14 protein-coding genes are annotated in these 20,424 nt (G+C 57.3%); 4 read left to right on the top strand and 10 right to left on the bottom strand.

The window, feature by feature from the left end; translation table 11 throughout:
• Nucleotides 1-126 precede the first annotated feature (126 nt).
• Nucleotides 127-2,628 carry a phosphoenolpyruvate--protein phosphotransferase gene (gene ptsP, locus ABLV78_RS16000; RefSeq protein ID WP_047065405.1) on the top strand — a complete coding sequence of 834 codons (2,502 nt, stop codon included), beginning with the start codon at nt 127-129 and terminating at the stop codon, nt 2,626-2,628.
• Between the two features lie 37 nt (nt 2,629-2,665).
• Here ptsP and ABLV78_RS15995 read toward each other — a convergent pair whose 3' ends face one another.
• The 5 genes from ABLV78_RS15995 to ABLV78_RS15975 form a co-directional block, all read right to left on the bottom strand.
• Nucleotides 2,666-3,631: a PDR/VanB family oxidoreductase gene (locus tag ABLV78_RS15995; RefSeq protein ID WP_032714222.1), complete on the bottom strand. Its 966-nt coding sequence runs from the start codon at nt 3,629-3,631 to the stop codon at nt 2,666-2,668.
• 56 nt (nt 3,632-3,687) lie between these two features.
• Nucleotides 3,688-5,136: an NAD-dependent succinate-semialdehyde dehydrogenase gene (locus ABLV78_RS15990; RefSeq protein WP_047043609.1), complete on the bottom strand. Its 1,449-nt coding sequence runs from the start codon at nt 5,134-5,136 to the stop codon at nt 3,688-3,690.
• Between the two features lie 18 nt (nt 5,137-5,154).
• A complete protein-coding gene (yeaW, locus tag ABLV78_RS15985) occupies nt 5,155-6,279 on the bottom strand; it encodes a carnitine monooxygenase, oxygenase subunit YeaW (protein ID WP_047043607.1) in 1,125 nt (374 codons plus the stop codon).
• A gap of 37 nt (nt 6,280-6,316) precedes the next feature.
• On the bottom strand, nt 6,317-7,924 hold the full coding sequence (locus ABLV78_RS15980) for a BCCT family transporter (protein WP_047043604.1): 1,608 nt from the start codon (nt 7,922-7,924) through the stop codon (nt 6,317-6,319).
• A 782-nt stretch (nt 7,925-8,706) separates the two neighbouring features.
• A complete protein-coding gene (locus ABLV78_RS15975; RefSeq protein WP_047043597.1) occupies nt 8,707-9,792 on the bottom strand; it encodes a tartrate dehydrogenase in 1,086 nt (361 codons plus the stop codon).
• Nucleotides 9,793-9,874: 82 nt separating this feature from the next.
• Here ABLV78_RS15975 and ABLV78_RS15970 point away from each other — a divergent pair, with 82 nt between their 5' ends.
• On the top strand, nt 9,875-10,870 hold the full coding sequence (locus ABLV78_RS15970; protein WP_161801883.1) for a LysR family transcriptional regulator: 996 nt from the start codon (nt 9,875-9,877) through the stop codon (nt 10,868-10,870).
• Here the strand turns inward: ABLV78_RS15970 and puuE are convergent.
• From puuE to puuD, 5 genes are all read right to left on the bottom strand, one after another.
• Complete coding sequence (gene puuE, locus ABLV78_RS15965) at nt 10,857-12,122, bottom strand: 4-aminobutyrate transaminase (RefSeq protein WP_045386357.1); 1,266 nt, start codon at nt 12,120-12,122, stop codon at nt 10,857-10,859. The genes ABLV78_RS15970 and puuE overlap by 14 nt on opposite strands.
• A gap of 46 nt (nt 12,123-12,168) precedes the next feature.
• Nucleotides 12,169-13,449 carry an NAD(P)/FAD-dependent oxidoreductase gene (locus ABLV78_RS15960; protein WP_047043594.1) on the bottom strand — a complete coding sequence of 427 codons (1,281 nt, stop codon included), beginning with the start codon at nt 13,447-13,449 and terminating at the stop codon, nt 12,169-12,171.
• Nucleotides 13,450-13,451: 2 nt separating this feature from the next.
• Entirely contained in the window at nt 13,452-14,939 is a 1,488-nt protein-coding gene (gene puuC / locus ABLV78_RS15955) for an aldehyde dehydrogenase PuuC (protein ID WP_047043592.1), read from the bottom strand.
• 249 nt (nt 14,940-15,188) lie between these two features.
• Nucleotides 15,189-15,746 (bottom strand): HTH-type transcriptional regulator PuuR, encoded by a 558-nt coding sequence (puuR, locus tag ABLV78_RS15950; protein ID WP_002898590.1) that lies wholly within the window; start codon nt 15,744-15,746, stop codon nt 15,189-15,191.
• Nucleotides 15,747-15,771: 25 nt separating this feature from the next.
• Nucleotides 15,772-16,524 carry a gamma-glutamyl-gamma-aminobutyrate hydrolase gene (gene puuD, locus ABLV78_RS15945; RefSeq protein ID WP_163351407.1) on the bottom strand — a complete coding sequence of 251 codons (753 nt, stop codon included), beginning with the start codon at nt 16,522-16,524 and terminating at the stop codon, nt 15,772-15,774.
• 225 nt (nt 16,525-16,749) lie between these two features.
• Here puuD and ABLV78_RS15940 point away from each other — a divergent pair, with 225 nt between their 5' ends.
• Both ABLV78_RS15940 and ABLV78_RS15935 read left to right on the top strand, forming a co-directional pair.
• On the top strand, nt 16,750-18,168 hold the full coding sequence (locus ABLV78_RS15940; protein ID WP_045396993.1) for a glutamine synthetase family protein: 1,419 nt from the start codon (nt 16,750-16,752) through the stop codon (nt 18,166-18,168).
• Nucleotides 18,169-18,518: 350 nt separating this feature from the next.
• Nucleotides 18,519-19,910 carry an APC family permease gene (locus ABLV78_RS15935; protein WP_015367261.1) on the top strand — a complete coding sequence of 464 codons (1,392 nt, stop codon included), beginning with the start codon at nt 18,519-18,521 and terminating at the stop codon, nt 19,908-19,910.
• Nucleotides 19,911-20,424: the final 514 nt, after the last annotated feature.

The following is a 20,424-nucleotide window of genomic DNA, read 5'->3' as shown; positions in this document are numbered from 1 at the left end:
GTGATGGTGAGCATAAAAAAGATGTATGTGTACAATAGTCCAGTAATTGCCAGTTTTATCACGTAGTTCATTGCGCCTTCTTTCATTACCTTTGGCTGAAATAACGCATTGCTCAGGAGGAAGGCGATGGCACTGGTAATTGAATTCATATGTGATTTGCCAAATGGCGTGCATGCGCGCCCGGCAAGCCTGGTCGAAACGCTGTGTAACCGCTTTTCATCGGCGGTTGAGTGGCGGAATCTGCGTAGCGACGGTCGCGGGAATGCGAAAAGCGCGCTGGCGATCATTGGTAGTAACACCCTCAAGGGCGACGCCTGTCAGCTGATTATCAGCGGTGAGGATGAAGCCGAAGCATTTGCCGCGTTAACCGCGTTTATCGAAAATGAGTTTCCGCACTGCGATGCGCCGCTACCTGCCGCGCAAGCGTTGGATATCGAGCCGGTACCGGAATCGCTGTCGCGGCTGAATCCAACGCTGTTTCCTGCGCGCCCGGTCTGCGCCGGCAGTGCGGGCGGTAAGCTGGTTCATCTCAAATCACGCGATCTTCACGACCTTGGCGAACTGCCCGTCGCCGCCGGCCTTGAACAGGAGCAGACGGCGCTGGATAACGGTTTGCGTCTGCTGGTGCAGGATATCGATCTGCGGTTGCTGGACAATGACGGCACCGCCAGCGCGATTCTGCAAGCTCACCGTTCGCTGGCGACCGATGCTTCCCTGCGCCAGCACCTGCTTGGCGGTATTCTTACCGGCCTTAGCTGCGCGCAGGCTATTGTCGCCACCGGCGACCACTTCTGCGCCCAGTTCCGCGATTCCGGCAACAGCTATCTGCAGGAACGAGTGCTGGATGTCCGCGACGTCTGTTTCCAGCTATTGCAGCATATTTACGGTGAAGACCGCTTTCCGGCACCGGGACAACTGCGGGAAGCGGCTATTTGTCTTGCCGATGAACTGACCCCAAGCCAGTTTCTGGAACTGGATAAGTCGCAGTTGAAAGGGCTACTGCTGCGCAGCGGTGGCACCACTTCACATACTGTCATTCTGGCCCGTTCGTTCAATATTCCTACCCTGGTGGGGGTTGACCTGCCGGCGCTGCTGCCGTGGGTCGATACCCAGGTACAGATAGACGGTAATGCCGGGCTGCTGGTGGTGGACCCCAGCCCAGCGGTGGCGCGTTATTATCAGCAGGAGGCCTGGCTACAGGAGCAAATTCAGCAACAGCAGCAGGTATGGCTCGATAAAGCCGGGCAGACGCAAGACGGTATCCGCGTCGAGATTGCCGCCAATATCGCGCATTCGGTGGAAGCGGTGGCGGCATTCAATAACGGCGCGCAGTCGGTTGGGCTGTTCCGCACCGAAATGTTGTATATGGACCGCCCTGGCGCGCCGTCGGAAAATGAGCTCTACAACATCTTTTGTCAGGCGCTGGAGCCGGCCAACGGCCGCAGCATTATCGTGCGGACCATGGATATCGGCGGCGATAAGCCGGTGGCATATCTCAATATTCCGGCGGAAAACAATCCGTTCCTCGGCTACCGCGCGGTGCGCATTTATGAAGAGTATCAGGCGCTGTTTCATACTCAACTGCGGGCGATTTTACGCGCCTCGGCGCATGGCTCGCTGAAAATTATGATCCCGATGATTTCATCAATGGAGGAGATTCTGTGGGTGAAAGAGCGGCTGGCGGAGGCCAAGCAGTCGCTGCGCGCCGAACAGATCCCGTTTGATGAAAAGATCCCGCTCGGTATCATGCTGGAGGTACCGTCGGTGATGTTTATCATCGATCAGTGCTGTGAAGAGATCGATTTCTTTAGCATCGGCAGTAACGACTTAACGCAGTATCTGCTGGCGGTCGATCGCGATAACGCTAAAGTAACGCGCCACTACAACAGCCTGAATCCGGCCTTCCTGCGCGCGCTGGACTATGCCGTGCAGGCGGTGCATCGTCAGGGGAAATGGATTGGCCTGTGCGGCGAGCTGGGGGCGAAAGGGTCGGTGCTGCCGCTGCTGGTTGGCCTCGGTTTAGATGAATTGAGTATGAGCGCGCCGGCAATCCCGGCGACCAAGGCGCGCCTGGCGCAACTGGATAGCCGCGCCTGCCGCCAGCTGCTGAATCAGGCGATGCAGTGCCGTACTTCGCTGGAAGTGGAACATCTGCTGGCCCAGTTCCGCATGCGTCAGCAGGATGTTCCGCTGGTGAGTACCCAGTGCATTACGCTTAATAGCGACTGGCGCAGTAAAGAAGAAGTTCTGAAAGGGATGACCGACAATCTGCTGTTGGCCGGGCGTTGCCGCTATCCGCGTAAGCTGGAAGCCGATCTGTGGGCCCGCGAGGCGGTGTTCTCCACCGGTCTGGGCTTTAGCTTCGCCATTCCGCACAGTAAATCCGAGCATATTGAACAGTCGACCATCAGCGTCGCGCGGCTGGCGCAACCGGTGATGTGGGGCGATGAAGAAGCGCAGTTTGTCATTATGCTGACGCTGAACAAACACTCGGCGGGTGACCAGCATATGCGGATCTTCTCACGCCTGGCACGGCGGATTATGCATGAGGGTTTTCGTACCGCTCTGGTGAATGCGGCAAGCCCCGAGGATATCGCCGAACTGCTGCGCCGCGAGCTGGAACTGTGATTGTCTCTCCGGCCAGCGCCGCTGGCCGGAGAGCGTGCTATAAATCCAGCACTAACCGGCCGCCTTTAGCGCGTGAGCAGCAGATCAGCATACTCTGCTGACTGGCTTTCTCTTCATCGCTGTAGTACTGATCGCGGTGGTCGGCTTCACCCTCGAGAATCATCGTTTCGCAGGTGCCGCATACTCCTTCGCGGCACAGGCATTCCACCTTCGCCGCTTTGTTATTCTCAATAACCTGCAGAATGGTCATGTCCTGCGGCACGGTAAATTCGCGTCCGGAACGCGCCAGCACCAGCGTAAATGCCTCTCCGCCTTTATCCTCAAGGATAAATTGCTCAAAGTGCAGCTGGCTGGCGGGAACCTGATGCCGTTCGGCGGCGGCTTTCACCGCCTCGTTAAGTGCAGCCGGGCCGCAGGTATAGACGTGGGTTCCGGGCTCGATGTCGGCGAACAGGCGCGACAGATCGAGACGGCTGCCGAGCGCTGAGATGTGAATATTGACCCGGTCGCGCCACGGCGCGGCGCGAAGCGTATCGACGAAAGCATTACTGTCGGCGTCGTGAAAACAGTAATGCAGCTGCCAGTCGGCCTGGCGCTGTTCCAGTTCCGGAATATGCGATAAGAAGGGCGTAATGCCGATGCCGCCGGCAATCAGCAGATGCTTGCGCGCCTGTGGCTCGATGGCGAACAGGTTGTTGGGGGTGGACACCGTCAGGGTATCGCCCGGGCGCACCTGCTGGTGCATAAAACGCGAGCCGCCTTTGGAAGGCGACTCGAGACGCACCGCAATCTGCCAGCTGGCGGTATCCAGCGGCGAGCTCATTAGCGAATAGGCATTGCTGTAGCGCTGCTCGCCATCCTGCATCTGGACGATTATATGGCTGCCGCCGCTGAACTCCGGCAGCGGGGCGCCGGTCGACGAGACCAGCGTAAAACGCTTAACCTGGGCGGTGATCTGTTCAACATCGCGAACGATCGTCTCAAACATTTGATAATCAGACATCGCTGAACTCCATCAAAAATCCCGGCGTGGCCAGAGCCGCCGCCGGGAGAATACAGTTACAACCCCTGGCAGAGATACTTCATCTCCAGGTAATCTTCGATACCGTGTTCCGACCCTTCGCGGCCAAGACCCGACTGTTTCACTCCGCCAAATGGCGCGACTTCATTAGAAATCAGCCCGGTATTGATGCCGACCATGCCGTATTCCAGCTGTTCGGAGACGCGCCAGATACGGGCGGCATCGTTGCTGTAAAAATAGGAGGCGAGGCCGTAGATGGTGTTATTGGCCTGCTCAATGACCTCTTGCTCATCCTCAAATTTCACCAGCGCGGCCACCGGGCCGAAAATCTCTTCCTGCAGCAGCAGTGACCCCGGCTGTACGTCGCCGATAACCGTAGGGGTGAAGAAATTACCGCCCAGCGGATGCGCTTTACCGCCGGTTAACAGCGTGGCGCCGCGGGTGAGCGCGTCGTCGAGCAGGGACTGGACTTTGCGTCCGGCATCGGCGTTGATAAGCGGGCCAATCTGGACATCGGACTCGCTACCATCGCCGACTTTCAAGGCGGCGACGCGGGCGACGAACTTATCGCAGAATTGGTCGTAGACGGCGCGATGAATATAGAAACGGTTTACGCAGACGCAGGTTTGCCCGGCGTTGCGGAACTTGGCGATCAGCGCCCCCTCGACCGCTTTATCGATATCGGCGTCGTCAAAGACGATAAACGGCGCGTTACCGCCGAGCTCTAAAGAGAGCTTTTTGATGGATTCCGCGCACTGGCGCATCAGCACGCGGCCGACTTCGGTCGAACCGGTAAAGGAGAGCTTACGCACCCGCTCATCGCCGGTGAACACCGCGCCAATCTCACGCGACTGCCCGGTTACGACGTTAATGACGCCCTGCGGGATCCCGGCCTGATTCGCCAGTTCCGCCATCGCCAGCGCGGTAAACGGCGTTTCATTGGCAGGCTTAATTACCATCGTACAACCCGCGGCCAGCGCCGGGCCGGCCTTACGGGTGATCATCGCCGCCGGGAAGTTCCACGGAGTGATCGCCGCGCAGACGCCCACGCCCTGGCGGATCACCATCAGGCGTTTATCGGCGCCGGGGGAGGGGATTATCTCGCCGTTGGCGCGTTTCCCTTGTTCGGCAAACCACTCGATAAACGAGGCGGCATAGGCGATTTCGCCTTCCGCTTCCGCCAGCGGCTTGCCCTGCTCGGCGGTCATAATCTGCGCCAGCGCGGACTTGTTTTCGAGGATCAGGCGGTGCCAGTTCTTCAATAGCGCGGCGCGCTGGGCGGCGGTAAGCGCGCGCCATGCCGGCAGCGCGGCAGCGGCGGCATCCACCGCCTGCTGCGCTTCCGTCCGGCCCATATTGGGGATCTGGCCGAGCGCCTCGCCGGTGGAGGGATTGCTGACGGCAAGCGTCGTACCGTCGGCGGCGTCGCGCCAGCTTCCGGCAATCAGCGCCTGCTGGCGAAACAGATTTGAGTGAAATACGGACATAGCCAACTCCTTCAACGATTACGGCTGGAACACCTGGGCGACCAGATTGTGGAAATGCGCGATCCCATGCTCGGAGATACCGCTGCCGCTGTTATCCGCCATAATGCGTCCCTGGCCGCGATAGCCGCGGGACTTCAGCCCCTTCTGCACGCTTTCCACCAGGCGTAAATCTTCCGGGCGGAACACGTCGCGATACCACTCAATCAGCGCCTTCTGATCGTCGGTCAGCTCTTCATTGGTGAAATAGATGTCGTAGTTCTGCAGGGTGGTCTCTTCATCCACCGGGAATTCATAAATGACGGTCATCATGCCTTTGATCGGCGTGACGTTGAGCATGGTGCACGGCCACAGCCAGAAACCGTGGAACGCGGCGTCGGTACCTTCTTCGAATTTAAAGGACTGCTCGGACGGTTTGGCGAAGCCATACTGCAGCGTCCATTTGCCGTGCATGGTGTGCCAGTAACGGTCAACTTGCACGGAATCCGAGAATCCCGGGTGCGCCGGGCCGCAGTGATAACATTCCAGATAGTTATCGACGATATTTTTCCAGTTCGCCGGGGTAAGGGTGGTAAAGCGCGCCGCCAGTTTCAGCTCATGAACATCCGGGCAGGCTGCCAGCACTTTGTCCTGCAGTCCCGGTAGCTGCGTTTCCACGCTCTCCGCTTGCGGGTTCATATTGATAAACACAAAGCCGGCATACTCTTCAAGGCGCACCGGCACAAGCTTTGCCTTTTCGCTATCGAAGTTCGCTACGTTTTCGCAGTTGCGGGCGTGGGCGAGATTGCCGTCCAGCTTGAAGGCCCAGGCGTGATAGGGGCAGGTAATCACGTTTTTGGCTTTACCTTCACCGCTCAGCAACTGGTGGCCGCGGTGCGGGCAGACGTTATAGAAGGCGCGCAGAATGTTGTCGCGGCCGCGGACGATAACGATATTTTCGCCGATGATCTCCCGGGTGATGTAATCGTTCGGCCTGGCGACTTCGCTGCCGTGGGCGACGCAAATCCAGCTATTGGCGAAGATACGCTCTTTCTCGTGCTCAAACGCCTGGCTGTCGGTGTAAAAACGGGCCGGAATGGTCCAGGCGTCCTGCGGATTGGCGCAAAAGTTAATCGGCAGGGTAAAGTCAGGGCTTAAATTGCTCATGTAGGGTCACCTTGTGATTATTGTCAGTAAGCGTTTTTTACAGCGACTGGCCGTCGCCTTTAAGTACCGCGCCAACCGGCAGCGTCTCGGCTTTAACGATCGGCTCGGGCGTATGGGTTTCTATCTGATGCACAGGCACGTGGGCGTAGTCCTGTTTTAGCCAGCGTACAAAGCCGCCGGTCTTGATCAGTAAAATGGCAAGGAACGGTAAGGCGGTCAGCACCACGGTGGTTTTCATGGTTTCCAGCGAGGCGCCGGTAAACAGAATCGATAGCGGGATGAGGGTGATCACCACGCACCAGAACAGGCGCATGCCGCGATCCGGATCTTCGCCTTCGCGCAGGTTACGGGTACTGGTTGCCGCCATGGTGTAGGCCACCGCATCCATATGCGAGGCGAGGAAAACGATCATCACGAACAGATAGGCGGCGAGGAACAGCTTGCCCGCCGGCAGCGACATCAGCACCTGCTGGACGGCGGTTTCGCCGCCGAGGGACTGCATCACCTGCGGCACGTTAATCACGCCGTTGACGAACTGATGCATGGCATAGCTTTCCATCACCCCGAAGAAGAACCAGCAGCCGGCGGTGCTGCCGAGAATAAGCCCCCAGATCACCTCTTTAATCTTACGTCCGCGGGAGACGCGGGTGACGAACATCGCCACGCCTGGGGTATAGGAGATCCACCACAGCCAGTAGAAGACGGTCCAGTTGCGGGTAAAGGCGCCATCGCCGAGCGGGTCGGTAAACAGGCTCATCTGCAGAAAGTTTTGGCTCGTCAGACCGATGGCGTTGATGATGTTATTGGTGATGAATTCGGTCGGACCAACCAGTAATACCACTAACGGCAGCAGGAACGCTCCCCAGCCGACCATTTTGCTCAGTCGCTGCAGGCCGTTATTGATGCCAATCCACGAGCTCATGCAGAAAATACCGCCGGAGAGCAGGATCACAAACGCCTGGACGGTGAAGTTATCCGGCAGTCCGGTGAGAGCTGACAGGCCGCGGGTGAAGGTGGCGGCTGTGACCACCAACGAAATGGTTAACGCGCCGACGGTGGCGATCAGAAACATCAGGTCAGCCAGGCGACCCCAGAAACCCTGCGGATTGACGCCGGTGATTGCCGAAATGATCCCGGAGAGGCTGAGGCCTTTATTTTTCCGCACGTGAAAGTGATAGGCCATGATCAGCGAGGCGAGGGTGTAGGTCGCCCACGCGCTAATGCCCCAGTGGAAGAAAGAGTAGGGGATGCTGTATTCCAGCGCTTTTGCTGAATGCGGCGCAATATTCAGGCCAGGGGTCTGGTAGTAATAAGCCCACTCGGCAACACCCCAGTACAGCGTAGAGGAGCCGAGTCCGGCGCAAATAAACATAAACAGCCATGAGAGAGTGCTGTACTCGGCTTTGCCTTCACCGAGCCGGATATTGCCGTATTTGCTGGTGGCCAGATACAACACCAGTCCCAGCGCCAGTAGCACCAGCACCTGTACCGCGGAACCCAGCAGGCGGGTGACGCCGTTAAAAATCGAATTAGCCGCCTGCGCGGTTTGTTGGGGGAAGAGACTTAATGTAGCGGCGATGAAAACAATGGCCGCCAGGCTGATGACAATCAGCGGCACATCTTTTTTCTTTACGTTGCTCAACATGAGTGATCTCCTGGGCACGGTTGCCCGTCGGTGGCTTTAGCCTGTCGTTGTTATCACGCTGTAGGGTCAGGGTTCGTAGCAAAATGCTATTAACAATTGGATTATTTCTTTGTTACATGAATTAAACAATTGGCCGATTCGTGAAGCAATAAAACACGGAACGGAAATAATAAAAGGTGAATTGGCGCAGGTTCTTTCCTTTCAGGAATCAATAAAGTTCGCCGCTGTGATGCGGTTCACTTGTCAATCGTGGGGGATTCTGCATTGAGAGGAGAGAGGAGAGAGGGGAGTTGGCAGGCCAGGCGTGCGGGTTTTCCCGGGTAGCGGCTACGCCTTACCCGGGCTACGGTCCGAGCGACCTGCCTTTTATTTATTCACCACGCTGGCTGAAACTGCTGGTGTTGGTGGCCTCAAAATCGCTGAGACGTTCCCGGAAGGCCGGGGCAGCCCGCATGGATGCGGGCTGAGGGCCGTGTTTTGCAAGGACGCTGCCTCGGCCCGACCCGAAGCCTGCAGGGATAAGTCGAAGGTACCACGAAGTGGCGATTTTGGCGGCCAGAGCCCGGGAGTACAGAGGGCGGCGGCGAATGGCCGCCCTCTGTGCGCTCCCTGCTCCATGAGAGCCATAACGCAGAAGAAATATCGGGAGCGCAATGTGCTCTGAATTAACACAAAGCACATGTTTTTCCCGGACCAAAACCGTTGCAAACCGATGCGATATCTACATGAGCGTGCCATTGTAGCCCCGGTAAGCGCAGCGCCACCGGGGAGCGGCGCGGTAATTACGCCAAAATGGCCTTGCAGATAGCGTCGCTGACCTGCTGCGTTGAGGCGGTGCCTTTCATGTCCGGGGTTTTCGGCCCGCTGGCGATCACCTGCTCTATCGCCGCCAGAATGCCGTTATGCGCGGCGTGGTAGCGCTCATCGCCGTTACCAAGGAAATCGAGCATCATCGCCCCGGCCCAAACGGTGGCGATCGGGTTGGCGATATTTTTACCGTAAATATCCGGCGCCGACCCGTGAACCGGTTCGAACAGCGACGGGAAGGTCCGCTCTGGGTTCAGGTTAGCCGACGGCGCAATACCGATAGTGCCGGTACAGGCCGGGCCGAGATCCGACAGAATATCGCCAAACAGGTTCGAGCCGACGACCACGTCGAAACGTTCCGGCTGCAGCACGAAGCGGGCGCAGAGAATATCGATATGCTGCTTGTCCCAGCGAATTTCGGGATAGCTTTTGGCCATCTCTTCCACGCGTTCATCCCAGTAGGGCATGCTGATCGCCAGACCGTTAGATTTGGTCGCGGAGGTCAGCGTTTTGCGCGGGCGGCTTTGCGCCAGCTCAAAGGCGTAGCGCAGGATCCGGTCAACGCCGCGGCGGGTGAAGACCGACTCCTGAATCACCACTTCATGCTCCGTGCCTTCATTGGCGCGACCGCCGAGGGCGGAATATTCGCCTTCGGTATTTTCGCGCACCACGTAAAAATCGATGTCGCCGGCCTTTTTACCTGCCAGCGGACAGGGGACGCCGGGGAACAGGCGCACCGGACGCAGATTGACGTACTGATCGAACTCACGGCGGAACTTCAGTAGCGAACCCCATAGGGAGATATGGTCGGGGACGGTATCCGGCCAGCCGACGGCGCCGAAATAGATAGCATCGAAGCCCTGCAACTGCTCGCGCCAGTCGTCCGGCATCATCTTGCCGTGGTGGGCGTAATATTCGCAGCTTGCCCACTCCATCTGCTCGAAGCTCAGCGACAGATCCCAACGCTGCGCGGCGGCTTGCAGCACGCGAATACCTTCAGGCAGAACTTCTTTACCAATTCCGTCACCGGGGATGGCGGCAATACGACAGGTTTTTTTCATTCCGGTTCTCACTTTTTAGCGATGATGTTTGACCACCTGCCTATCCTATAATTGACTGGTTCATAATTAATCACGCTAACTGGTGAAACATAAAACACAGATCATGAATAATCTGCCGCTGCTAAATGATTTACGCGTGTTCATGCTGGTCGCTCGCCGGGCCGGTTTTGCCGCCGCCGCCGAGGAGCTTGGCGTCTCACCGGCGTTCGTCAGCAAGCGGGTTTCGCTGCTGGAGCAAACCCTGCATGTGATGTTGCTGCACCGTACCACCCGCCGGGTCACCATTACCGAAGAGGGAGAGCGGATCTACGAATGGGCGCAGCGCATTCTGCAGGATGTGGATGAGATGATGGACGAGCTTTCCGACGTGCGTCAGGTACCGCAGGGAACGCTACGAATTATCAGCAGCTTCGGCTTTGGTCGCCGGGTGGTCGCCCCCGCGCTGTCGGCGCTGGCCCGCCAGTACCCGCAACTTGAGCTGCGCTTCGATGTCCAGGACCGGCTGGTGGATTTGGTCAATGAAGGGGTGGATCTCGATATTCGCGTCGGCGACGATATCGCGCCGAATCTGATTGCCCGCAAGCTGGCGACCAACCACCGTATTCTCTGCGCGTCGCCGCAGTTCCTTGCCCGCCACTCGCCGCCGAAACAGCTAAGCGACCTGGCAGCCTTACCCTGTCTGGTGATTAAAGAGCGCGATCATCCGTTTGGCGTCTGGCAACTGCACAGCAAAGAGGGCCAACACGCGATCAAGGTGACCGGGCCGCTCTCCTCCAACCATGGTGAGATTGTGCATCAGTGGTGTCTGGATGGGCAGGGGATTGCATTACGTTCATGGTGGGATGTCAGTGAAAATATCGCCAGCGGCCATCTGGTACACGTGCTGCCGGACTATTATCAGCCCGCCAACGTCTGGGCGGTCTACGTGTCGCGGCTGGCGACCTCAGCCAAAATTCGCACCACCGTGGAGTTTCTGCGCCACTATTTTCAGCAGCACTATCCCCAGCAGTGTATCGTCAGCAGTGAGGAAAACAGCCGGCGACCAGCGCCGCCGGCGGAGGGCGTTACAGACGAGTGACGCTCTGCAGGATCGTCAGCGCGCGTGAGAATTGAGCATCCGGGATGGTCAACGGATAGAGGAAGCGAATGACGTTGCCATACTGGCCGCAGGTCAACAGCAGCAGGCCCTGCTCCAGCGCCTGCTGCTGGATTTTCTGCGCAATCGCCGCCGACGGTTCGCCGGTCGCCGGATCGAAGAACTCGGCGGCGATCATCGAACCCACGCCGCGCGCTTCCACCAGCGCCGGACACCAGCCCTTAACTTCCTGTAGCGTCGCCAGCAGGCGCTCGCCGAGGAACTGCGCGCGCTCGCACAGCGCTTCGTTATCAATGATATCCAGCACCGCATGCGCGGCCGCCACCGCCAGCGGGTTACCGGCGTAGGTGCCGCCTAAGCCGCCCGGCGCCGGGGCATCCATGATCTGCGCGTTGCCGACCACGCCGGAAAGCGGCATGCCGCCCGCCAGGCTTTTAGCCATCGTCATCAGATCCGGTTTATCGGCATAGTGATCCATGGCGAACAATTTACCGGTGCGGGCGAAGCCGCTCTGTACTTCATCGGCAATCATTACGATGCCGTGCTCATCGCAGAGGCGGCGTACTGCGGCAACCAGCTCTTTCGGCGCGACGTTAAAGCCGCCTTCGCCCTGTACCGGTTCGAAAATAATCGCCGCCACCTGTTTGGCTTCGATATCGGCTTTGAACAGGCGTTCAAGGGCGGTAATCGAATCGGCGGTGCTGATACCGTGCAGCGCTGACGGGTACGGCACGTGGTATACCGAGCCGGGGAACGGCCCGAAGCCCAGTTTGTACGGCGCGACCTTACCGGTTAGCGCCATCGTCATATAGGTACGGCCATGGAAACCGCCGCCGAAGGCGATAACGCCGGGGCGTCCGGTATGGGCACGGGCGATTTTCACCGCGTTTTCTACCGCTTCCGCGCCGGTAGAGAAGAAGGCGGTTTTTGCCGGGCCTTTGACCGGTGCCAGTTCGTTGAGCTTCTCCGCCAGCGACACATAGCTTTCATAAGGCACGATCTGATAGGCGGTATGGGTAAATTGCTGCAACTGCTGTTCAACCGCGGCGACCATCCGCGGATGGCGATGGCCGGTATTCAGCACCGCGATGCCGGCGGCGAAATCGATATATTCATTGCCTTCGACATCGGTCAAGGTGGCGTTTTGCGCGCTCTGGGCAAAGAAGTTGCACATAACGCCCACGCCGCGCGGGGTAGCGGAAAGACGACGCTGATGGAATTCATTGTTGCTCATAATAAACACCCTTTAGCAAAAGTTAATCACGGAACCGAACGGCAAATCAGACCCCAAGGCGATCGCGCAGGCTGTAGTAGGCGGCGCCCATGGCGGTAAAAGGAATTCGCAGGCTGCGCCCGCCCGGGAACGGGTAGTGAGGCAGTTTGGCGAAGGCATCGAAGCGCTCGGCATCGCCGCGCAGCAGTTCTGAAATCAAGCGTCCGGCCAGATGAGTACAGGTCACGCCGTGACCGCTGTAGCCCTGCATGTAGTAAATATTGTTATCCAGACGGCCGAACTGCGGCATACGCGACAGGGTCAGCAGGAAGTTGCCGGTCCAGCGGTAGTCAATTTTCACCCCCTGCAGCTGCGGGAAGGTTTTCAGCAGCTTCGGCATAATCAGACGCTCTACGTCGTCCGGGTCACGGGCGCCGTAGACCACGCCGCCGCCGTACAGCAGGCGGTTGTCGCCGGTAAGACGGTAGTAGTCCAGCAGGTAGTTACAGTCTTCCACGCAGTAGTTTTTCGGGATAAGCGAGCGGGCGAGCTCTTCCGATAACGGGGCGGTCGTCACGACCTGAGTGCCGCACGGCATGCTGCGTTTTGCCAGCTCCGGTTCAAGCTTGTCGCCGAGATAGGCATTACCGGCGACGATCACGTAGCGCGCGGTTACCTGGCCGCGCGCGGTACTGACTACCGCCGGGCTGGTGTGCTGAATTCGGGTCACCGGCGACTGCTCATACACCCGGCCGCCGTTAAGACGAATGGCGTCCGCTTCGCCGATGGCGAGGTTCAGCGGGTGAATATGGCCGCCGCTGTGGTCGAGCAGGGCGCCGACGTAGCGGTCGCTGTCTACTTCGCGACGAATGGCATGGCTGTCGAGCAGTTCCAGTTGGGTATTACCGTAGCGCTCCCAGTTGGCTTTTTGCTCTTCCAGCGTTTCCATTTGCTTATGGTTCATGGCCACAAACAGGCCGCCTGGGCGGTAATCGCACTGGATCTGGTAGCGCTGAATGCGCTCGCGAATAATATCGCCGCCTTCGAACATCATGCTGCCGAGCATTTTGGCCGCATCCGGGCCGTAGTTCTTCTCAATAACGTCGATATCGCGGCTATAGGAGTTAACCAGCTGTCCGCCGTTACGGCCGCTGGCGCCGAAGCCGATACGCGCGCCTTCCAGCACCACCACGTCGTAGCCCATTTCGGCCAGATGCAGGGCCGAGGAGAGGCCGGTGTAGCCGCCGCCGACGACGCAGACGTCACAGTTGATTGACTCCTCCAGCGTTGGGAACGGTTCATACTTGTTGGCGCTGGCGGCGTAGTAGCTAGTGGTATGTTCAGTCATGATCAAGACTCCAGAGCAATCCAGATGGTTTTCAGTTCGGTGAATTTTTCCAGCGCGTGCAGCGATTTATCGCGCCCGTTGCCGCTCTGCTTATAGCCGCCGAACGGGACAGTCATATCACCATCGTTGTAGTTGTTGACGAAGACCGAGCCGGCCTTCAGGCGGCGACTCATGCGGTGGGCGCGCGACAGATCGCGGGTCCACACCGCGGCGCCGAGACCGTAGTCGCTGTCGTTGGCCAGCTGCAGCGCCTGTTCTTCGCTTTTGAAGCGCGTGACCACCAGCACCGGGCCGAAGATCTCTTCGCGGCTGAGGGTTGATGCCGGGTCGACATCGACGAAAATGGTCGGGCCGACGGCGGCTGGCCACGGATTTTTCCGCCCGTCGAGGAATAGCGTGCTTTTGGTCTCACCGCCGCGGATAAAGCTGTGTACGCTGTCGGCATGGGCGTTATCAATTAACATCCCCATGGTGGTATCGGGATCGAGCGGATTGCCCGGCTGCCAGTTTTGCGCCTGGGCTTTCAGTAGTGCCAGGAACTCGTCGGCGATGCTCTCTTCCAGCAGCAGGCGGGTTCCGGCGATGCAGACCTGCCCCTGGTTATAGAAGATACCGCCGGCGGTGGCGTTGACCGCTTTTTGCAGATCCGGACAGTCGGCGAAGACGATATTGGCGCTCTTGCCGCCCGCTTCCAGCCATACGCGCTTCATGTTGCTGTCGCCGGCATCTTTCAGCAGCTGTTTGCCGGTACGGGTGGATCCGGTGAAGGTGATGACTTCAACGTCAGGATGCAGCGCCAGCGCCTGCCCGGCCTCGTGGCCAAAGCCGCTGACCACGTTTAACACCCCGTCCGGAAGTCCGGCTTCTTTTGCAAGCCCTGCCAGACGCAGGGCGGTGAGCGGCGATTTTTCCGAGGGTTTGAGGATTACGCTATTGCCTGCCGCCAGCGCCGGGCCGAGTTTCCAGCAGGCCAGCAGCAGCGGGAAGTTCCACGGCACCACCGCGGCCACCACGCCAATCGGTTCACGAACGATCATTGCCAGCTCGTTGCCGCCGGTGGGCGCCACTTCGCCATAGACTTTATCCAGCGCTTCGGCGTACCAGCGAATTGCGCGGGCGGCGCCGGGAATATCGTCGCGCAGGCTGTGGCGAATCGGTTTGCCGGTATCGAGCGTTTCCAGCAGCGCCAGCTCTTCACGATGGGTTTCCATCAGGTCGGCAAATTTCGTGAGAACCGCTTTACGCCGGGCCGGAGAGGCCTGCGACCAGTCGCCGTTATCAAAGGCCTGGCGCGCGGCTTTCACTGCCCGTTCGACGTCGGCTTTTTTACCGCGGGCGACCTGCGCTAATGTCTGCTGTGCGGCAGGGTCGATAGTCTCGAAGGTGGTATTATCGGCCGCGGCGCAATATTCGCCGTTAATAAATAAGCGCGTTTCAATGGCCAGGTTTTTCGCTTTTTCCTGCCAGTAAGCCAGGTGCTGAAAATTCATCATGACTCCTTAAAAACATCATCGGCAAAATATCGGGTTCGGCGTTTTCAGGGGCTCAGGGCGCAGGGCGTCCCCGGGGTAGAAAACCGTCTCTTCGCCATTCACTGGCGTTAATTATCTTTGGGCCAGCAGGAAATAAGATTTCCGCGCTGCGCAGGTATTATTACTGCGAGTTCTTCGCCGCGGCGGAAATATTACATCCGCCGCGACAGGCCTGAAGAAAGCCTGAAACCTGCTCAGGCTAAGAAATTAGAATGTGGTGGGGGTGTGGGCACTGATAATGCGGCAGATACCTGCCGAGGTGTTGCTGAAGCTATGAGGGATGCCGGTATTAATGGCATAGCTCTGTCCAGCCACCAGGTGGTACGACTGACCGTTAATCGTCAGCACGATTTCACCTTCCAGTATGGTGCCTATCTCCTCACCCTGATGCTTTATTCTCTCCCCGGTTGTGGTCCCAGGCTGGTAAGTTTCAAAAATCATCGCCAGCGTACGGTTCGGATTTCCGTTATGAACCAGTTTCATTGAAACGCCCTGACTCCCCATTTCGATAAGGTCGTCCTGATTAATGACGACCTGCGGTTCATCCGGCTTTTCGGGTTCAGAAAAGAATTCCGAGAGCGACAGCCCATATACTTTCAGCAGCTTTTGCAGCGTACTGATGGCAGGACTGACTTTGTCCTGCTCTATGGTGCTGATGGCACTATGTGTTAACCCAGACAGTTCGGCGGCACGACGCTGTGAAAGACCCAGCTGTTGGCGGATCTCTGACAGACGTTTCCCTGGCGCCAGTCCGTCATCGCTCATATTTGCATTTCCTTAACTGTAGTGGTCAGAGCCGCCGCTTTTCGGCGACATGGCTCTGACAGGCGGTGATAAAACCATCAAACAACATACGCGACAGGGCGTATTCGCTACTGTTCCATTCAGGATGCCATTGTACGCCCAGCGCGAAAGGGTGGTCGTTGACGCTGACCGCCTCAACCAGCCCATCCGGTGAACGGGCCTCCACGCGCAGACGCGTACCCAGCGTTTTTGCGCCCTGGCCGTGTAGCGAGTTTACCCAAAACGTGTTGCAGCCCGGTATTAACTGAGAAAGTAAACCTCCTTCCTGCACCTCCACCTGGTGGGACGGCGCATACTGCTGCTCCACCGGTAGTTCAGGATCTTCGCGATGCTCCAGCAGTTCCGGCTGTTCAAACAGACGACGATACAGAGTCCCGCCGGTGGCGACAACCAGTTCCTGCAGCCCTCGGCAGATGGCGAAAATGGGGATGCGCCTTTCGAGCGCGGCGTTAATTAGCGCCATGCTCAGAAGATCACGCCCGGGGTCGGCGTCAGGCTCATCGCCGTTTTCACCATAAAGGTGCGGCTGCACGTTGCTGGGGCTGCCTGGCAGGTAGATCCCGTCCAGTTTATCGACTAACGCATCCAGTAGTTCCGGCTCGGCCAGCGCGTGCGGCAGGGCAATCGGCAGTCCGCCAGCGTTAACAATGGCATTCAGGTACTTTTCTTGCAGAGTCTGGGTCTGGTGACCCTTAAGCCTGTTTCTACACATCACGACGCCAATAACTGGCTTGTACATTATATTTTCCATGATCGCCCTCACAAAGTGGACTAAATTATGACCGCCAGTGGCTGATAAACGGCCATATCGTTCAATATTTTCTCAATCTAGCAGTGGAAATAGCCGTTTGCAAACTTAATTTAACATTTGACAAACATTTTGTTTGCATACACATTCGAAGGGTGGACATTATATTTGACGTTTTCAGTCAGGGTCCGAAAACTAAAACAACGGCGGTGAATCATGGAAACCAATATCGTAGAAGTTGAGAATTTTGTTCAGCAGACGGAAGAGAGACGGGTAAGCGCGTTCGCTAAAGAAGTGAAGCGCTACCTCGAAACCTACCCCAACACTCAGTACGTCGATGTACTCCTCACAGACCTTAACGGCTGCTTCCGCGGCAAACGCATTCCGGTCGCCAGCCTCAGTAAGCTGGAGAAAGGCTGCTACTTCCCGGCGTCCGTTTTCGCGATGGATATTCTCGGCAACGTGGTGGAAGAGGCCGGGCTTGGCCAGGATATGGGCGAACCGGACCGCAGCTGCGTCCCGGTATTGGGTACTTTGACCCCTTCGGCCGCCGATCCGGAATACATCGGCCAGGTCTTGTTGACCATGGTTGATGAAGATGGCGCTCCCTTTGACGTTGAGCCGCGGAACGTACTCAACCGCCTCTGGCAGCAGCTCCGCCAGCGCGGATTGTTCCCCGTGGTAGCGGTAGAGCTGGAGTTCTATTTACTCGATCGCAAACGCGATGCCGAAGGCTACCTGCAGCCGCCGTGCGCGCCCGGCACCGACGACCGCAATACCCAAAGCCAGGTCTATTCCGTTGATAACCTCAACCATTTTGCCGATGTACTGAATGATATTGATGAACTGGCCCAGTTACAGCTGATCCCGGCGGATGGCGCGGTGGCCGAAGCCTCTCCGGGGCAATTCGAAATCAACCTCCACCACACCGATAACGTGCTGGATGCGTGCGATGATGCGCTGGCATTAAAACGTCTCGTGCGTTTAATGGCGGAGAAGCATAAGATGCACGCCACTTTTATGGCGAAACCTTATGAAGAGCATGCGGGTAGCGGGATGCATATCCATATCAGCATGCAAAACAATAAGGGTGAAAATGTGCTGGCGGATGCGGACGGCGAGGATTCAGCCCTGCTGAAACGCGTGCTGGCCGGGATGATTGACCTGATGCCGGCGTCGATGGCGCTGCTGGCGCCGAACGTGAACTCGTATCGTCGCTTCCAGGCGGGCATGTATGTGCCGACGCAGGCGTCATGGGGGCATAACAACCGTACGGTAGCGCTGCGTATCCCGTGCGGCGATCGACATAACCACCGCGTTGAATACCGCGTAGCCGGGGCGGACGCCAACCCGTATCTGGTGATGGCGGCGATTTTCGCCGGCATCCTGCACGGCCTGGATAATCCGCTGCCGCTGCAGGAAGAGGTGGAAGGTAACGGTCTGGAACAAGAAGGCTTGCCGTTCCCGATCCGCCAGAGCGACGCGCTGTGGGAGTTTATGCAAAACGATCATCTGCGGGAGCGTCTTGGCGAGCGTTTCTGCCACGTTTACCACGCCTGTAAGAATGATGAGTTACTGCAGTTTGAGCGTCTTATCACAGAAACCGAAATTGAGTGGATGTTGAAAAACGCCTGATGTTCGCCCCGTAAGGGGCGCATTAGTTTAATCAGTAGCATCATACGGCCTGAGCGGAGCCTGGTCGTCCTTTTTGCTGGGAGCCCAGCCATTTCCCGGATGTCGCGTTAAGGAGCGCAGGCGGCAACGGGGCTTCAGTTAACGACACAGTGTGTGACGAGGAAATGAGATGATGCAGATGTTCAAATATCCGCAGGGAGAAGGGGGCCTCTTTGGCCGCATTGGATGCCAACTTACCGCCGTTCATCGGTCCGTCTTACCCTTTTATTTACGTCTTACCCCCTTGCTAAGCAGGTTTGTTACCCGGTCTTTGTGCCCGCAAACTGTCGTCGGCATGGGGGGAATGCGTCATGGCTGCTAATCTTCCTGCAGAAAACGCCGCTCAGGCGGGAAAACCGCGTCTGCGTAAATCGCTCAAACTGTGGCAAGTGGTGATGATGGGGCTGGCTTATCTGACCCCCATGACGGTGTTTGATACCTTCGGCATCGTTTCCGGCATCAGTAATGGCCACGTTCCAGCCTCTTATCTGCTGGCGCTGGCTGGGGTGCTATTCACCGCCATCAGCTACGGCAAGCTGGTGCGCCAGTTCCCGGAAGCGGGTTCGGCCTACACCTATGCGCAAAAATCAATTAGCCCGCATATCGGTTTTATGGTCGGCTGGTCCTCACTGCTGGACTACCTGTTCCTGCCGATGATTAACGTCCTGCTGGCGAAGATCTACCTCTCCGCGCTGTTTCCGGAAGTGCCGCCGTGGGTGTGGGTGGTGACCTTTGTCGCCATTCTGACCGCGGCGAATCTGAAAAGCGTCAACCTGGTGGCCAACTTCAATACCTTGTTCGTGCTGGTGCAGATCTCCATCATGGTGGTGTTTGTGATTCTGGTGGTACAAGGGCTGCATAAAGGCGAGGGCGTTGGTACCGTTTGGTCGCTGCAGCCGTTTATCAGTGAGAATGCGCATTTGATCCCGATTATTACCGGCGCGACGATTGTCTGCTTCTCGTTCCTCGGCTTTGACGCCGTTACCACGCTTTCAGAAGAAACCCCGAATGCCGCGCGGGTGATCCCGAAGGCCATCTTCCTTACCGCAATGTACGGCGGCATTATTTTTATCGTCGCCTCGTTCTTTATGCAGTTGTTCTTCCCGGATATCCATCGTTTTAAAGATCCGGACGCCGCGCTGCCGGAAATTGCGCTGTACGTCGGCGGCAAGCTGTTCCAGTCGATTTTTCTGTGCACCACTTTTGTTAATACCCTGGCATCGGGCCTGGCGTCGCACGCCAGCGTGTCGCGCTTGCTGTACGTGATGGGCCGCGATAACGTCTTCCCGGAGCGCATTTTCGGCTATGTGCATCCGAAATGGCGTACCCCGGCGCTGAACGTGATTATGGTGGGCATCGTCGCGCTGTCGGCGCTGTTCTTCGACCTGGTGACCGCGACGGCGCTTATCAACTTCGGCGCGCTGGTGGCTTTTACCTTCGTTAATCTCTCGGTATACAACCACTTCTGGCGGCGTAAGGGGTATAACAAAACCTGGAAAGACCGCTTCCACTACCTGCTGTTGCCGATGGTCGGCGCGCTGACCGTGGGGGTACTGTGGTTGAACCTTGAGGCGACCTCGCTGACGTTGGGTCTGGTGTGGGCCGCGCTGGGATTGCTTTATCTGACCTACCTGACCCGCCGTTTCCGTAAACCGCCGCCGCAGTTTGACGCGACGAAAGCGGAGCAGGCCTGGGAGTCGTAATTCGCCGTTACTATGACAACAAGGCAGGCAAGCCTGATGTCGAATAAGGGCTCCATGTTTATCATGGAGCCCTTTTTAATGACTTGTATATCTGCTTTACCCCATTTTTTGTTTTTTTGTCGGCTTTAAATGAATGTTTTTTATTTCCGCTCTGAATGTAATGGGCTGGTAATATTATATATTATGGAATAATAAACTTATATTTTAATTTTGTGTTGCCGGGCGTATTATTTTTGAGTGACCCTGTTTTATCAAAAGGATATTTGGTTGTGACAGAACAAACGAAAATAATTCAATTACAGGATACGTTAAACCGTTATTTGCTTTACTTTCCGCGAAGCAAAAATATGGCTGCCGATGTGTATTCTTTTATAGGCGAAGAGACGCTCAGTAAGCCGTGTATTTGACTATAAAGTAGGTAAATTCTGGGAAGATCTACTGCATCGTGCAGACTGGCGCGATCCTTTGAGTTTGAACCAACAGGCAATTGAATATTATCGTTCCGGTAAATTGC

Origin of the sequence: Klebsiella sp. CN_Kp075, from assembly GCF_040065055.2 — a bacterium.
In the GTDB taxonomy this organism is placed as follows: Bacteria; Pseudomonadota; Gammaproteobacteria; order Enterobacterales; family Enterobacteriaceae; genus Klebsiella; species Klebsiella aerogenes.
This window is presented reverse-complemented; position numbering and strand designations above follow the sequence as displayed.

Excerpts from the sequence above, each read along its gene's own strand:
- puuC (WP_047043592.1), bottom strand. The coding sequence starts at position 14,939 with ATGAATTTTCAGCACCTGGCTTACTGGCAGGAAAAAGCGAAAAACCTG.
- puuR (WP_002898590.1), bottom strand. The coding sequence starts at position 15,746 with ATGAGCGATGACGGACTGGCGCCAGGGAAACGTCTGTCAGAGATCCGC.
- puuE (WP_045386357.1), bottom strand. The coding sequence starts at position 12,122 with ATGAGCAACAATGAATTCCATCAGCGTCGTCTTTCCGCTACCCCGCGC.
- ptsP (WP_047065405.1), top strand. The coding sequence starts at position 127 with ATGGCACTGGTAATTGAATTCATATGTGATTTGCCAAATGGCGTGCAT.
- ABLV78_RS15975 (WP_047043597.1), bottom strand. The coding sequence starts at position 9,792 with ATGAAAAAAACCTGTCGTATTGCCGCCATCCCCGGTGACGGAATTGGT.
- ABLV78_RS15940 (WP_045396993.1), top strand. The coding sequence starts at position 16,750 with ATGGAAACCAATATCGTAGAAGTTGAGAATTTTGTTCAGCAGACGGAA.
- puuD (WP_163351407.1), bottom strand. The coding sequence starts at position 16,524 with ATGTACAAGCCAGTTATTGGCGTCGTGATGTGTAGAAACAGGCTTAAG.
- yeaW (WP_047043607.1), bottom strand. The coding sequence starts at position 6,279 with ATGAGCAATTTAAGCCCTGACTTTACCCTGCCGATTAACTTTTGCGCC.
- ABLV78_RS15935 (WP_015367261.1), top strand. The coding sequence starts at position 18,519 with ATGGCTGCTAATCTTCCTGCAGAAAACGCCGCTCAGGCGGGAAAACCG.
- ABLV78_RS15995 (WP_032714222.1), bottom strand. The coding sequence starts at position 3,631 with ATGTCTGATTATCAAATGTTTGAGACGATCGTTCGCGATGTTGAACAG.
- ABLV78_RS15990 (WP_047043609.1), bottom strand. The coding sequence starts at position 5,136 with ATGTCCGTATTTCACTCAAATCTGTTTCGCCAGCAGGCGCTGATTGCC.
- ABLV78_RS15960 (WP_047043594.1), bottom strand. The coding sequence starts at position 13,449 with ATGACTGAACATACCACTAGCTACTACGCCGCCAGCGCCAACAAGTAT.
- ABLV78_RS15980 (WP_047043604.1), bottom strand. The coding sequence starts at position 7,924 with ATGTTGAGCAACGTAAAGAAAAAAGATGTGCCGCTGATTGTCATCAGC.